The organism is Rubrivirga marina, assembly GCF_002283365.1.
Classification (GTDB): Bacteria; Bacteroidota; Rhodothermia; order Rhodothermales; family Rubricoccaceae; genus Rubrivirga; species Rubrivirga marina.
In genome coordinates, this window is sequence record NZ_MQWD01000001.1 from 1795395 (window position 1) to 1809314 (window position 13920).

General features: G+C 72.4%; 12 protein-coding genes and 1 tRNA gene. 8 read left to right on the forward strand and 5 right to left on the reverse strand.

Annotated features, from left to right (window positions below):
- Positions 1-383 precede the first annotated feature (383 nt).
- From BSZ37_RS22365 to BSZ37_RS07465, 6 genes are all read left to right on the forward strand, one after another.
- Entirely contained in the window at positions 384-1484 is a 1101-nt protein-coding gene (locus tag BSZ37_RS22365) for a metal-dependent hydrolase (RefSeq protein WP_095509945.1), read from the forward strand.
- Positions 1481-2167, forward strand: coding sequence for a fructose-6-phosphate aldolase (gene fsa, locus BSZ37_RS07445; protein WP_095509946.1), 687 nt, complete (start codon positions 1481-1483; stop codon positions 2165-2167). The genes BSZ37_RS22365 and fsa overlap by 4 nt, the downstream gene beginning before the upstream one ends.
- A 133-nt stretch (positions 2168-2300) precedes the next feature.
- Positions 2301-3683: an MBL fold metallo-hydrolase gene (locus tag BSZ37_RS07450; protein ID WP_095509947.1), complete on the forward strand. Its 1383-nt coding sequence runs from the start codon at positions 2301-2303 to the stop codon at positions 3681-3683.
- Entirely contained in the window at positions 3683-4159 is a 477-nt protein-coding gene (locus tag BSZ37_RS07455) for a PaaI family thioesterase (protein WP_095509948.1), read from the forward strand. Before BSZ37_RS07450 ends, BSZ37_RS07455 begins: the two co-directional genes overlap by 1 nt.
- A 103-nt stretch (positions 4160-4262) precedes the next feature.
- A complete protein-coding gene (locus BSZ37_RS07460; RefSeq protein ID WP_095509949.1) occupies positions 4263-4838 on the forward strand; it encodes a thioredoxin family protein in 576 nt (191 codons plus the stop codon).
- An 80-nt stretch (positions 4839-4918) separates the two neighbouring features.
- Positions 4919-5452, forward strand: coding sequence for a DsbA family protein (locus BSZ37_RS07465; RefSeq protein WP_095509950.1), 534 nt, complete (start codon positions 4919-4921; stop codon positions 5450-5452).
- Positions 5453-5562: 110 nt separating this feature from the next.
- Here BSZ37_RS07465 and BSZ37_RS07470 read toward each other — a convergent pair whose 3' ends face one another.
- The 4 genes from BSZ37_RS07470 to BSZ37_RS07485 all read right to left on the reverse strand — a co-directional run bounded on the left by BSZ37_RS07470 (position 5563) and on the right by BSZ37_RS07485 (position 10774).
- Positions 5563-7833 (reverse strand): sodium-translocating pyrophosphatase, encoded by a 2271-nt coding sequence (locus tag BSZ37_RS07470; protein ID WP_095509951.1) that lies wholly within the window; start codon positions 7831-7833, stop codon positions 5563-5565.
- Between the two features lie 57 nt (positions 7834-7890).
- Positions 7891-8571, reverse strand: coding sequence for an aminoacyl-tRNA hydrolase (gene pth / locus BSZ37_RS07475; RefSeq protein ID WP_095509952.1), 681 nt, complete (start codon positions 8569-8571; stop codon positions 7891-7893).
- A gap of 85 nt (positions 8572-8656) precedes the next feature.
- Positions 8657-9310 carry a 50S ribosomal protein L25 gene (locus BSZ37_RS07480; RefSeq protein ID WP_095509953.1) on the reverse strand — a complete coding sequence of 218 codons (654 nt, stop codon included), beginning with the start codon at positions 9308-9310 and terminating at the stop codon, positions 8657-8659.
- Positions 9311-9790: 480 nt separating this feature from the next.
- The gene (locus BSZ37_RS07485; protein ID WP_245838614.1) at positions 9791-10774 is read right to left on the reverse strand and encodes a ribose-phosphate diphosphokinase; all 984 of its coding nucleotides are present in this window, start codon (positions 10772-10774) and stop codon (positions 9791-9793) included.
- A gap of 274 nt (positions 10775-11048) precedes the next feature.
- Here BSZ37_RS07485 and BSZ37_RS07490 point away from each other — a divergent pair, with 274 nt between their 5' ends.
- Positions 11049-12779, forward strand: coding sequence for an endonuclease (locus BSZ37_RS07490; RefSeq protein ID WP_095509955.1), 1731 nt, complete (start codon positions 11049-11051; stop codon positions 12777-12779).
- Between the two features lie 60 nt (positions 12780-12839).
- On the opposite strand, the gene BSZ37_RS07495 is transcribed toward BSZ37_RS07490, so the two are convergent.
- Positions 12840-12910 (reverse strand) — tRNA-Gln (locus tag BSZ37_RS07495).
- 161 nt (positions 12911-13071) lie between these two features.
- Between BSZ37_RS07495 and BSZ37_RS07500 the strand changes: the two genes are divergently transcribed.
- The gene (locus BSZ37_RS07500) at positions 13072-13911 is read left to right on the forward strand and encodes an aspartate/glutamate racemase family protein (RefSeq protein WP_095509956.1); all 840 of its coding nucleotides are present in this window, start codon (positions 13072-13074) and stop codon (positions 13909-13911) included.
- The last annotated feature ends 9 nt before the right edge of the window (positions 13912-13920 follow it).

Here is a 13920-nt window from a genome sequence, read left to right on the forward strand (position 1 = left end):
GGACGGGGGACGGGGGACGGATAGGGCGCGCGGCCTCTGAAAAGTTCCGGTTGCCCCCACAGGCTGCACCCGATCCGGGGCGGACTCCCTCCGCCTCGGCGCCGAGGCGGAAAGGGGCGAGCGGACACGGCGTCGAACGGGTGTCATCCTGAGCGAGCGGAGCGAGTCGAAGGACCTCCGCCGAGCACACCGCGCGGGAGGGCGTCCGAACGAGGTGTTCGCCAGAATCCTTGGCTGCGCTGACGCTTCGCGGTCGACGCCGCCGTTGCCCGGCTCCGCTCGGGAGGGCACGGGAGCGCGGTGGTGCTCGCCGACGGAACCCGTGCGTCTGACTGGCGGTCGCCGTCCGCCAACTGCAGCTTCTTCCCCGAACCCCGAACTCCGTGGACTCCCTCACCCAGGCCGTACTCGGGGCCGCCGTCGGCGAGGCGGTGGCGGGGGAGCAGCTGGGGCGGCGGGCCGCGCTGTGGGGCGCCGTCGCCGGGACGATCCCGGACCTCGACGTGCTCGCCTACCCGTTCCTGACCGAAGCCGGCGCGCTCCGGGTCCACCGCGGCGTGACGCACGGGCTGCCGTTCGCGTTCGTCGCCGCACCCGTTCTCGGGTGGGCCGTGTGGCGGTGGTATCGGTGGCGAGCCGCGCGGAGCCCGTCTGCCTCGGCGTCGAGGCGGGCGGAGCCGGACGCGCGGTGGGCGTGGACGGCCGTGTTCTTCTGGGGCCTCCTCACCCACCCCGTCCTCGACGTGTTTACGGTCTACGGCACGCAGCTGCTGGCGCCGTTCTCAGACGTCCCGTTCGCGATCGGGAGCGCGTTCATCATCGACCCGCTCTACACGCTCCCCCTGCTCGGCTGCCTGGTCGTCGCGCTCGCGACACGGCGGAGCGGGTGGGCCGCCGCCGGGCTCGTGGTGAGCACGCTCGTGCTCGTGGCCGGCGTCGGGATGCAGATGCGGGCGACGGCGACGGTCGGGGCGGCGCTGGCGGAGCGGGGCGTCGAGCCGGAGCGGGTGCTCGTCGCGGCCGGGCCGTTCACGTCCGTCCTGTGGCGGGGCGTCGCCGAAAAGGGGGACGAGGCGGTCCCGTTCTCGCTCCACGTCGCCGACGCGCCCGAGGAGGTCGCCTTCGAGCCCGCCCTCCCTCTGGCGACGTTCCCGGCCGAGGGGGCCCCGCGGCCGGGCGCGGCGACGCTCGTCTGGTTCTCGCGCGGCTGGCTGACGCCACTCGACGGCCCGCCCGACGACCCCGAGACCGTGGCCGACCTCCGCTTCGGCCGCGCCGGGCTCCGCCCGGAGGCCCCGTTCGTATTTGCTTGGGACGTCCTCGACGATGGCGCGCGCATTCGCCAGCGCTCGCTCGGCATGGCCACCCGGATCGACGACATGACGATTCTGTGGCAACGCGTCTGGCGGACCGATTCGCCCGGACCCCGCCGAGTCCATCGCCGTACCATCCCCACACCTGATCCCGATTCCCCCTCGCCATGAAGTTCTTTATCGACACCGCCGTCCTCGACGAAATCCAGGAGGCCTACGACATGGGCGTCCTCGACGGCGTCACCACGAACCCCTCACTCATGAAGAAGGTGGGCGTGAAGGACTTCCACGGCCACATCGCCAAGATCTGTGAGATCGTCCCGGGCCCGGTCTCGGCGGAGGTCACGGCGACGGACTACCAGGGGATCCTCGACGAGGGCCGCGAGGTCGCCCAGATCGCCGACAACGTCGTGGTCAAGGTGCCGCTCATCCTCGACGGCATCAAGGCCATCAAGACGTTCACGGAGGAGGGCATCGACACGAACTGCACGCTGTGCTTCTCGTCGACGCAGGCGCTCGTGGCCGCGAAGGCCGGCGCGACCTACATCAGCCCGTTCATCGGCCGGCTGGACGACATCTCATCGAACGGGATGGACCTGATCCGCCAGATCGTCCAGATCTACGACACCTACGGGTATGAGACCGAGGTTCTGGCGGCCTCCATCCGCCACCCGATGCACGTGGTCGAGAGCGCGATGGCCGGCGCCGACGTCGGGACGATGCCGCTCGACGTGATCAAGAAGCTGATCGATCACCCGCTGACCGACGCGGGCCTCGCCAAATTTCTCTCGGACTGGGAGGCCCTCCAGGGGGCAGAGGAGCCGGCGAACGGGCAGGTCCACCGCGAGGCCTAGCCCGCCTCGGCGCCGCCCGCCTCGGCGCCGAGGCGGGCGGGACCGGCGGAGCGCCGGATCGGAACTCACCGAAAGCGCAGAACACCTCGTCCGGGGGCTCGGTAGCCTCCGGGGGACTCCTTGTTTCTGTTCGATGCGCTACCTCTCCCTCGGCGATACCGACGACATCGCCGCGTCGTGCCACCACCTCACGTTCGGCGGCACCGGGCTCGTCCTTGATGCGGGCATGGACCCGGACCAGGACGGCTACGCGGCGCTCCCACCGTTCGAGCTTCTCCGCGACCGGCCGGTCGACCACGTCGTGGTCACGCACGCCCACCACGACCACCTCGGCGCGCTGCCGGTCCTCTCGCGCGAGGTGCCGCACGCGCAGATCCACATGTCGCGGCCGACGGCCATGCTGGCCGAGATGCTGCTCCCGTCCTCGGCGCGGCTCCAGAAGCGGCGCGTGCGGGAGGGCTCGACGAGCGCGGCGCCGGTCTTCGACGTCGAGATGGCCGAGGCGCTGAGCTACGTCTACGAGACGCACCTCCTCGACGCGCCGTTCGACATCGCCGGGCTCAAGGCCGAGGGGCCGCTCGCGGGCACGTTCTACCACGCGAGCCACGTGCTCGGCGCGGTCGGCCTGCTCATCGAGGGCTACGAGGGCGGCACCCGGAAGCGCGTGTTCTACACGTCCGACACGAGCCTCCAGCCGCAGACGATCCTGCCCGAGGCCGACTACCCCGATGGCCCCGTCGACGTGCTCCTGCTCGAGTCGACGCTCGGCGCGGACCCCGAGGCGGAGACGACCAGCCGGAAGGCGGAGGAGAAGCGCCTCGGCAAGGCCATGGCCGACGTGCTCGAAGGCGGCGGCGTCGTGCTCCTGCCGGTCTTCGCGCTGGGGCGGAGCCAGGACATGCTCGCGCTCATCGACCGCTACAAGCGGCGCGGCGTCATCGACGAGGACGTCCCGGTGTACACGGCCGGCTCGATGCGCGGCGTGGCCGAGATCTACGACAAGACGCGGGAGTCGACGCCGCGGCTCGACCCCGAGTTCGAGGTCTACGGCGTCGATCAAGAGCGCTATCCGCGGACGAACAAGAAGAAGGCCGAGGCCCTCTCGCGGCCGGGCATCTTCGTCCTCACGTCGGGGATGCTCTTCGAGCGGACGCCGTCGTTCGACCTCGCCCAGCAGATCGTCGGCGACGAGCGGCACGGCATCTTCTTCGTCGGGTTCTCCAAGGAGGGCTCGCCGGGCGACCGGCTCCAGATCGCGGCGGCCTCCGGCGAGAAGATGACGTTCGACCCCGACGAGGGCCCGGTCGAGGTCAAGGCCCGCGTCGAGCGGTTCCGGTTCTCGGGCCACAGCCACCGCCGCGACCTAATCGAGGTCGTCGACCGCGTCAAGCCGCGGACGGTCGTCCTCGTCCACGGGGAGACGGCGGCGAAGGACTGGCTCAAGGACAACATCGAGTTCTTCCACCCGGACGTCCGCGTGATCATCCCGGAGCAGGGCCAGGAGATCGAGCTCTAATGGACCTCGCGCCCGAGCCCGGCTGGACGCCGCTGACGCCCTTCTGGGAGGCCCTCGGCACGCGGTCGTTCGTCTCGTCCGACGCCGACGGCGACCGGCTCCGCGTCCGCTACTTCTCGGACGAGGACGGCGGGACGTGGGCGCGGGCGGTCTTCGGGCCGGGCGCCGAGGGGCCGCCGGGCCACGTCCACGGCGGGGCCCTCGCGGCGCTCCTCGACGAGGCGATGGGGATGGCCGCCCTCTCCACCGGGCGCGTCTGCGTCGCCGGGCGGATCGAGGTCGACTTCCGGTCGATGGTCCGCCTCGGCGAGGTCGTCACCGTCGAGCTGGCGCTCGGCGAGGCGACGCCGAAGAAGGTGCCCGTCACGGCCACGCTCCGCCGGCCCGGCGGCGCGACGGCGTGCGAGGCGACCGGCCTGTTCGTCGACATCGGCACCGACCGCCTCGGGCGGGCCGCCGAGGCGGCCGGACTCTAGCGGCTCGGCTGCACGGAATCGTCGCCAGCGGGGCGGAGCGCCGCGCAGGGTGGGGCGTACAGGGCACCCGGCACACGCCGCGATCTCCCCCCGACCCCACCTCATGACCTCGCACTTCGACCCCGCCTCTGAGACCGCCCACCGTCAGGCCGACTGGGAGCGGGCCGCGCCGTACATCGACTGGCTCGACGCCGCCGACGAACTCGAAGACCTCTGGGCGTCGGCCACGGCTCGCGCCGTCGTCTCGGAGGACCTCGTGGCCCGCGCCGAGGCGGTCCCCGGCGAGTGGAAGCTGATCGTCCTCTCGGAGGACTGGTGCCTCGATGCCACGAGCACGATCCCGCCCGTCGCCGCGCTCGCCGCGGCGGCGTCGAACCTCGACCTCCGCGTGCTCGACCGGGACGACAACCTCGAGCTCATGGACGAGCACCTCACGAACGGCACGGCCCGGTCGATCCCGATCGTGATCGTCCTCGACGGCGGGGGCGTCGAGCGCGCGTGGTGGGGCCCCCGCCCGGCCGATCTCCAGGCGTGGTTCTACGGCGACGGCCAGGAGATGGAGAAGGAGGACCGTTACCGCGAGCTCCGCAAGTGGTACGCCCGCGACCGTGGCCAGACGACCGTCCGCGAGATCGTCGAGCTCTTGGAGGAGGTCAGCGGCGCCGGCGGCGTCGCGTGACGCGTGAGACGGTGCGCGGGGGCGGCCCTCGTCCCGAACCTACTCGACCTCTCGCCGCCTCGATCCCCTCTCCCTCTCCGATGCCCCTCGCCCCGCCCCTCTCCGACGCCGACCACGCCCGCGGCCCGGCCGACGCGCTCGTCACGCTCGTCCAGTACGGCGACTTCGAGTGCCCCTTCTCGAAGGACGTCCACGACCTCGTGCAGGACATCCGCCAGCACCACCCGGACGGCGTCCGGTTCGTGTTCCGACACTTCCCGCTGCGGCCGCACCCGAACGCTCTCGCCGCCGGGGTGGCGGCCGAGGAGGCCGCGCGCCAGGGCGGCTTCTGGGCGTTCCACGACCGGCTCTACGAGCACCAGCTGGCGCTCCGCCCGGCCCAGCTCGCCGAGCACGCCGAGGCCGTCGGGCTCGACGGCGACGCCGTCCGCCGCGCGATCGAGAGCGGGGACGACCAGGCCCAGATCCTCCGGCAAAAGCGGCAGGGCGTGAAGTCCGGCGTCCGCTCGACGCTCGGGCTGTGGATCGACGACGAGTGGGTGGAGGAGGACGCCCTCGAGGACGCCGTGATTGCGCGCGTCATCCGCCCGCTCCAGGCGGCCGAGCGCGCCTGACCCCGCCCGCCTCGGCGCCGAGGCGAGGGCATTCAACGAGAAGCGCCCGGCCCCCCATCGGGAGCCGGGCGCTGAAACCTGCGGCTGGCGGGGCGCCAGCGGGAGCCGAGTTACTCGGCGGCCGGGAGCTCGGCCACGACCGGCGTCTCGGCCGGGACGAGCTCGACCGCGTCGGCCTCGGGCTGCGCGGCGCCGAGGTCGGTCTCCTCGAGCTCGAGCGTCTCGTTGCCCTCGACGTCGAGGGTCGGGTCGCCCGTGCCCGCGATGAGCGGGGCGATGACGAGCGCGACGACCGAGATCAGCTTGACGAGGATGTTGAGCGACGGGCCCGACGTGTCCTTGAGCGGGTCGCCCACGGTGTCGCCGACGACGGCCGCCTTGTGGACGTCCGAGCCCTTCCCGTAGGTCACGCCGTCGAACTCGACGCCGCCCTCGATCCGCTTCTTCGCGTTGTCCCAGGCGCCGCCGGCGTTCGACTGGAAGATGGCCATGAGCACGCCCGTGACCGTCACGCCGACGAGCAGGCCGCCGAGCATGTTCTTGTCGTAGAACCCGATGGCGACGGGCACGGCGACGGCGAGCACGCCCGGGAGGATCATCTCCCGGAGCGCCGCCTTGGTCGAGATGTCGACGCACCGCGCGTGGTCGGCCTTGGCCGTGCCCTCGCGGAGGCCGGGGATCTCGTTGAACTGGCGGCCGACCTCCTTGATCATGTCGCCCGCGGCGCGGCCGACAGCGTTCATGGCCATGGCCGAGAACACGAACGGGAGCATGCCGCCCAGGAGGACGCCGCCGAGCACCGTCGGCTGCGAGACGTCGATCTGGAGGATGTCGGCCTGCTGCATGAACGCCGCGAAGAGCGCGAGCGCCGTGAGCGCCGCCGAGCCGATCGCGAAGCCCTTGCCGATGGCCGCCGTCGTGTTGCCGACCGCGTCGAGCAGGTCGGTCCGCTCGCGGACCTCCGGCGGGAGCTCGGCCATCTCGGCGATGCCGCCGGCGTTGTCCGAGATCGGGCCGTAAGCGTCGACGGCCAGTTGGATCCCCGTCACCGACAGCATGCCGACGGCCGCGATCGCAATGCCGTAGAGGCCCGCGAACGAGAACGCCCCGATGATGGCGAGCACGAGGACGATCGTCGGCAGGCCCGTCGAGTACATCCCGACGCCGAGGCCAGAGATGATGTTCGTGGCCGCGCCGGTCACCGAGGCCCGGGCGATGCCCGTCACCGGCGCCGTGTGCGTCGCCGTGTAGTACTCGGTGATGAGGCCGATGAGCGTCCCGGCCGCGAGCCCGATCAGGACCGCGAAGAAGACGCCCGTGTCGGTGTAGGTCGTGAAGCCGGAGACGTCGCCGCCGTCGAGCGTCCACGTGTCCGGCAGGAGGGCCGTGATGATGAAGTAGCTGAGGACGGCCATGACGCCGGCCGCCCCGAACTCGCCGATGTTGAGCGCCTTCTGCGGGTTGCCGCCCTCCTTCACGCGGACGAAGAACGACCCGAGGATGGAGACCACGATGCCGGCCGCCGCGAGGATGAGCGGGAGGATGATCGCGTTGAGCGCGGCCACGCCGGCCGCCGCGAAGGCGCCCGCGAACGCGGCGCCGAGCACCATCGCGCCGATGATGGCGCCGACGTAGGACTCGAACAGGTCGGCGCCCATGCCGGCCACGTCGCCCACGTTGTCGCCCACGTTGTCGGCGATCGTCGCCGGGTTGCGCGGGTCGTCCTCGGGGATCCCCTCGTAGACCTTGCCGGCGAGGTCGGCGCCGACGTCGGCCGCCTTCGTGTAGATGCCGCCGCCGACGCGCGCGAAGAGCGCGATCGAGCTCGCGCCGAGCGAGAACCCGGCCAGCACATTGAGCGCGCGCGTGACCTCAAGCCCGTCGAGCCCGGCGGTCGTGTTGGTGTCGAACAGGCCGGAGTAGACGAGGAACAGGCCGCCGAGGCCGAGCAGGCCGAGGCCGACGACCGAGAGGCCCATGACGAGGCCGCCGGAGAACGCCACGTTGAGGGCGTCGCCGAGCGAGGTCCGCGCCGCGTTCGTCGTCCGGACGTTGGCCTTCGTCGCGACGCGCATCCCGAAGAAGCCGGCGAGCGCCGAGCACACGGCGCCGACGACGAACGAGACGGCGATGATCGGGCTCGAGTCGGACCGGCCGAGGTTGGCCAGCAGCAGGAGCGCGGCCACGACGACGACGAAGACGGCGAGCACGCGGTATTCGCGGCGGAGGAAGGCGGCGGCGCCGTCCTGGATGTCTTTGGCGATCTCGGCCATCCGGTCCGTGCCGACCGGCTGGGCGTTGACCCAGCGCGTGCGCAAAAAGGCGTATCCCAGCGCGAGGACCCCGGCGATGGGGACGAGCAGGGCGAGAGTGGATTCCATGGTGTGCGGGTGAGCGAGTCGGAAGTCCTGTGGGTGAGAGGCCTCGCGTCGGAGGCGCTAGCGGCGGTTGTGCCGGTTCATGGCGGCGGTCAGCCCGTCCCGGGCGAAGGTCAGCGCGGCGTCGGCCGCCTCGTCGAGGCCGGCGTCGGCCGCCTCGCGCTCCGCGTCGTCGAACGGGGACAGGACGAAGTCGACCTGGCCGCCGGGCGGGAAACTATTCCCGACCCCTACACGCAACCGGGGAAACTCGGTGGAGCCCAGGGCCTCGATCACGCTCTGGACCCCGTTGTGGCCGCCCGCGGAGCCTTTTCCGCGGAGGCGGAGCGTTCCGAGCGGGATCGCGAGGTCGTCGTAGACGACGAGCAGGGCGTCGGGGCCCAGGCCGTAGCGGTCGAGGAGCGCGGCGACGGGCGGCCCGCTCCGGTTCATGAACGCGAGCGGCTTGGCGAGCGCGACGGCGGTCGGGCTTCCGTCGGCTCCGTCCGCCTCGGCGTCGAGGCGGGCGGGGTCGGCGTCCGGGTCGGGCGGGAGGACGGCCTCGCCGCAGAGCGCCCGCGCGGCCTCGGTCTCGAAGCCCACGCCGAGCCGGTCGGCCAGCCGGTCGAGCACCATGAACCCCGCGTTGTGCCGCGTGTCGACGTAGTCGGGCCCGGGGTTGCCGAGCCCGACGATCAGCCGGGACACGGGCCGCGACGGCGGCGGGGGCACGGTGCCGAACAGGCGGGACAGCCAGGACATGGCGGGCGCGGGGAGGGCGGAAACGACGCAGGGGCACGGCGGGTGGGCCGTGCCCCTGCGGGGACTACACGTCGGGCGGGGAGGGCTACGCCTCCTCGGCGGTCGCGGCGGCCTCCTCGTCGCCCTCGAGCGGGACGGCGCCTTCGAGGCCCTCGGCGGGCTCGAGCGCCTCCTCGTCCTCGTCGGCCGCGATGGCCTTCGGCGCGGTGACCGTGGCGATCGTCCGAGCGGGGTCGGTCAGGAGCTGGATCGAGCCGCCAAGGCCGAGCTCGTCGACGTGGAGCGACTCGCCGACCTCGAGGGTCGAGACGTCGATCGAGATGTGGCCCGGGATGTCCTTCGGGAGCGCGCGGATCTCGAGCGACGAGAGCGGCTGCGAGAGGATGCCGCCGGCCTTGACGCCGCGCGGGGTGCCCTCGAGCCGGATCGGGATCGTCATCGTCAGCGTCTCGCCGGCCGTCAGCGCCAGGAAGTCGGCGTGGAGCGGCTGGTCCGTGACCGGGTGGTAGTCGACCTGCTTGAGGATCGCGTCGTGGGTGTCGCCGTCGAGGGACAGCGCGACGCGGTAGGTCTCGGTCGTGAAGATGAGCGGGCGGAGCGCCAGCGTCTCGACGGCGAAGTGGACGGGGTCGGTGTGGACGCCGTAGAGGACGCACGGGACGAGGCCCTCGCGGCGGACGGCCTTCGTGGCGGCCTTGCCGGTCTCGCGCGGCTGGACGTCGAGCGTGATGGACTGCATGGTTCGGTCTGGTTCGGTCGGGGCTGCCAGCGATCGGGGACCCCGGTGGGGCGGCCGTCTCCTGTCGACGGCGTGTGGCGCGGGCCCGGAACCAGAAGCCTACGGACCGGCGGCCCCCTCAGACCGCGACGAATCCGCGAAGAGCCGGCCCACCCGCCGCGGACGGCCCTCTCCCCGCCTCGGCACCGGGAAATCTGAGACGGGAGGAGTCAGAGCAGAGCCCCTCTGCCATGTCGTCCTGAGCGCAGGCCGCAGGCCGGAGTCGACCGCGAAGCGACGGCGCAGCCAAGGATCTCTGGTGCGACTCCACCTCGAGCCGACGCCGAGAGCGCGCATCGAAGCCGTGCTCGCCAGAGATCCTTCGACCGCGCTTCGGTCTTCGCCCTTCACTTCGCTCAGGATGACAGGGTCGGGGCGAGGCCGACCGCCTTTGCCTCGGCGCCGAGGCGGACACAGCCAGTCGGATCCGCTCCTCGGACCCTAATCCACGAACAGCGTCGAGATCGACTCGTCGGAGCCGATCCGGTGGATCGACTCGGCGAAGAGGGGGGCGACCGAGATGACCTCGATCTTGTCGGACGCCCGGCGGAGCGGGACCGAGTCGGTCACGATGACGCGGCTGAGCGGGCTGGCCTCGATCCGGTCGACGGCGGGGCCCGAGAGCAGCGGGTGCGTGCAGAACGCCTGGACGTCGAGCGCGCCCGCGTCCGTGAGCGCCTTCGCGCCCGACGTGAGCGTCCCGGCCGTGTCGCAGAGGTCGTCGATGACGAGGCAGTTCTTCCCCTCGACGTCGCCGATGATGTTCATGACCTCGGCCACGTTCGCCTCCGGCCGCCGCTTGTCGATGAGCGCGAGGCCGGCCTGGAACCGCTTGGCGTAGGCCCGCGCGATCTTCGAGGCGCCGACGTCCGGGGCCACGACCACGAGGTTCCGGCGGAAGTCCTTGGGCGACTGGCCGTTGGAGGTCGCGAGGGCGAGCGTGTGCTCCTCGAGCCATTCCTCGAACACGGCCGAGCCGTAGAGGTGGTCGACCGGGATGTCGAAGAACCCCTGGATCTGGGCCGCGTGGAGGTCCATCGTCAGGACCCGGTCCACGCCGGCGTCCTGGAGCATCTTCGCGATCATCCGCGCCGCGATGCTCACGCGGGGCTGGTCCTTCCGGTCCTGCCGCGCGTAGCCGAAGTACGGGATGACGGCCGTGATCCGCGCCGCCGAGGCCCGCCGCGCGGCGTCGACCATCAGGAACAGCTCCATCCAGTTCTCGGCCGGCGGCGGCGTCGACTGGATGATGAACAGGTCGGTCCCGCGAATGGACTCCTCGTAGCGGACGTAGATCTCGCCGTCGGAGAAGTTCTTGAGCGTGACGGCGCCGAGCTCCTGGCCGTAGGCCTCGGCGATGCTCCGCGCGAGGGCGGGATTCGAGCGGCCGGCGAAGATCGAGACGGGGAGCGCAGGGGTCGACACGGCGGCGCGGGGAAGGAAGAGGCCCCGGCCAGACCGGGGCGGAGGACCACTCGCCTCAAAATAGGCCGGCCCTCGGAGGCGAGCGGATGGAGATCGAGGAAGAGTACGGGACCCTGCCGGCCGATTCAGACAAACCTCGCGGGGATGTGACGCGCCCGTCATCGGACCGGCGTAGCGTGGGGGCTGCGCCGCCCGAGCGTTCCGGGGCGAGCGCGACGCTCTCCGCCCGCCGGTTCGAACGGCCCCCGTCCGTTCCGGTCTTCCCACCACGCCCTTGCGTCACGTTCTCGTCGTCGCGGCTGTCGCCGCGCTGTCCCTCCCGGCCCTCGCCCAGGGCGTGTGCCCCGGCCTCGAAGGGTCCGCCGGGCTCGCGTGCGTCGTCGACGGCTACCGCCCGTCCTCGGTTCTCTCCCTCAACGACTCGAAGGACCGGCTCTACGACACCGTGGACCGAGGCGGTCAGGGCGGCCAGGACGGTGTCTTCGGCCTGTACACCGGCCACTTCGTCCCGTTCGACGGCGCCCCCAACGCCGACCCGTCCCAGGACGTTTACAACAACGACGGCTCAAACGGGATCAACCAGGAGCACGTGTTTCCCCGCTCGCGCGGGACCGACGGGAACGCCGCCGAGCGCGACCTCCACCACCTCTTCCCGACGCGGGGTGCCGTGAACTCGGCCCGCGGGAACGACCCGTTCGGGACGATCGACGACGGCGCCGCATCGAGCTGGTACCGCGGCGGTGAGCGGACGACGGCCCGGCCGTCGGATCCGGACGCGTGGAGCCAGTCGTCGGGCGGGCGGTTCGAGCCCCGGGCCGCCGTCCGCGGCGACGTCGCCCGGGCCATGTTCTACGTCGCCGCCATCTACTCGGGGACCGTTGACGGGGCGTGGTTCGACACCCAGCTCGACGACCTCCTCGCGTGGCACCAGGCCGACCCGGCCTCCGACGGCGAGCAGTTCCGGTCCCGTCGGGTGGCCCAGTTCCAGTCGGGGTGCGGGGTGGGCGAGTGCCTCAACCCGTTTGCCTTCGACCCAACGCTCGCTCAGCGGATCTTCGCGCCGGGGACGGGCGGTCCCGGTGAGCCGCCCGGGAACGGGGCGCCGGCGCTCGTGGCCGACGTGGTCGAGACGGACGAGGACGTGCCGCTCGTCGTCGCCGTTCTCGCCAACGACGGGGACCCCGACGGCGACGCGCTCACCGTCACGGTCGTCACGCGCCCCCAGGGCGGGACGACGACCACCGACGGCACGACCGTGACCTACACGCCGGCCCTCGACTTCTCCGGCACTGACCAGTTCGAGTACTCGGTCTCCGACGGCGAGGCGACCTCGACGGCCTCGGTCCGCGTGACCGTCCGGTCGGTCAACGACGCCCCGACCGCGCCCGAGATCACGGCGCCGGCCGACGGGGCCGTGCTCGTGGTGGAGGGCGACCCGGACACGCCGGTCGCGGTCGCGTGGACGGCGTCGACGGACGCCGAGGGCGACCAGTTCGCGTACCGGTGGGAGCTGGCCGAGACGGCGGTGTTCGACGCCGTCGTGCTTTCGGTGAGCGCCCAGGGGCCGAGCGTTCGCCTCACGGTCGGCGCGCTGGCCGACGCGCTCCCGGATCTCGGAGCCGGCGAGTCGGTCGAGCTCTGGCACCGGGCCGTCGCCGACGACGGCGAGGACGCGGCGGCGGGCCCGGCGTCGCGGGTCGTGGTCGAGCGCGGGGTGGTGACGGCCGGCGAGGGCGGCCCCGGCACGGCGCTGGCAGTCGCCGTGCGGCCGAACCCGGCGCGTAGCGTGGCCATCGTGTCCGTCAACCTCGGCGTGGCGGCCGACGTCCGCGTCGAGGTCGTCGACGCGCTCGGCAGGACGGTGGCCGTCCCGCTCGACGGCTGGCGGGCGGCGGGTGCGGTCCCCGTGACGGTCGACGCGGCTGCGCTCCCAGCGGGCCTCTACCTCGTCCGGGTCGTCACCGAGGCGGAGGTGGCCGTGGCGCGGTTGACCGTCGTCCGCTAGCGGACGAGAACGAGCCGCGCGCGAACGGAAACGGCCGCCTCCCCACGAGGCGGCCGTTCGTTGCCCGAGGAGGATTCGAACCTCCACAACCACTTCCAAAGAGTGGTGTGCTGCCATTACACCATCGGGCAATCGGCACCGGCGGCGGCTGGGCGCGTACCGAAGGCGCGCGGGCCCAGCCGGGCCGGCGTGCCGAGTATAGAGGGCCCGCCCCGAGCCGGTCAACGCGTCGGGCGCCGTTCGCGCCCGTTGTCCTCGTGCTCGGACTGCTCTTGCCCCCCTTTTCACGCCCGTGCCCGACGTCCCGCCGACCCGCCTCGACCCCGCTCTCTCCACCCTGAACGGCGCGCCCTCGCCCGATGAGCGGACCGCCATCGGCGTCCTCGGCGGGCTGGGGCCCTACGCCGGCCTCGACCTCGTCCGCTGCGTGTTCGACGAGACCGACGCGCGCACCGACCAGGAGCACCTGCCGGTCGCGCTCATGTCCTACCCCAACCGGATCCCCGACCGCGCGACGTGGCTGGAGGACGAGACGGCGCCGAGCCCGCTCCCAGGGATGATGGAGGTCCTCCGCCGGCTCGACGACGCGGGCTGCGCCGTCGCCGGCATCCCGTGCAACACGGCCCACGCCGCGCCCATCTACGACCGGCTCCTCGACGGCCTCGAGGCCGACGGCCGCGAACTCCGTCTCCTCCACATCGTGGACGCCATCGTGGAAAACGTCGGGGAGGTGGCCCCGGGTGCCACCCACGTCGGCGTGCTCGCGACCACGTCGTCGATTCGGAACCGGCTCCACCAGGTCGGCCTGGAGGCGGCCGGGTACCAGGCCGTGGTGCCGAGCCGGGAGGTCCAGCAGGCGGTCCAGGAGAGCATCTACGGGCCGTGGGGGCTCAAGGCCCAGAGCGCCCCGCCCGACCCGCGCGCGCGGGAGGTGCTCCTGGCGGCGACCGAGCACCTCGTCGAGCGCGGCGCCGACGCGGTCATCCTCGGTTGCACGGAGCTCCCGCTGGCGGTCCCCGAGCGCCGGCACGAGGGGGTCCCGTTCGTCAACTCGACGCGGGCGCTCGCGCGGGCGCTCATCCGGGCCACGCACCCCGACAAGCTCCGCTTCGCGCGGACGGCCGTCGCCTGATCCCCTCCG

What these genes read in the sequence shown, in the direction of transcription:
- fsa (WP_095509946.1), top strand. Translation starts at nt 1,481, where the DNA reads ATGAAGTTCTTTATCGACACCGCCGTCCTCGACGAAATCCAGGAGGCC.
- BSZ37_RS07450 (WP_095509947.1), top strand. Translation starts at nt 2,301, where the DNA reads ATGCGCTACCTCTCCCTCGGCGATACCGACGACATCGCCGCGTCGTGC.
- BSZ37_RS07455 (WP_095509948.1), top strand. Translation starts at nt 3,683, where the DNA reads ATGGACCTCGCGCCCGAGCCCGGCTGGACGCCGCTGACGCCCTTCTGG.
- BSZ37_RS07460 (WP_095509949.1), top strand. Translation starts at nt 4,263, where the DNA reads ATGACCTCGCACTTCGACCCCGCCTCTGAGACCGCCCACCGTCAGGCC.
- BSZ37_RS07465 (WP_095509950.1), top strand. Translation starts at nt 4,919, where the DNA reads ATGCCCCTCGCCCCGCCCCTCTCCGACGCCGACCACGCCCGCGGCCCG.
- BSZ37_RS07470 (WP_095509951.1), bottom strand. Translation starts at nt 7,833, where the DNA reads ATGGAATCCACTCTCGCCCTGCTCGTCCCCATCGCCGGGGTCCTCGCG.
- pth (WP_095509952.1), bottom strand. Translation starts at nt 8,571, where the DNA reads ATGTCCTGGCTGTCCCGCCTGTTCGGCACCGTGCCCCCGCCGCCGTCG.
- BSZ37_RS07480 (WP_095509953.1), bottom strand. Translation starts at nt 9,310, where the DNA reads ATGCAGTCCATCACGCTCGACGTCCAGCCGCGCGAGACCGGCAAGGCC.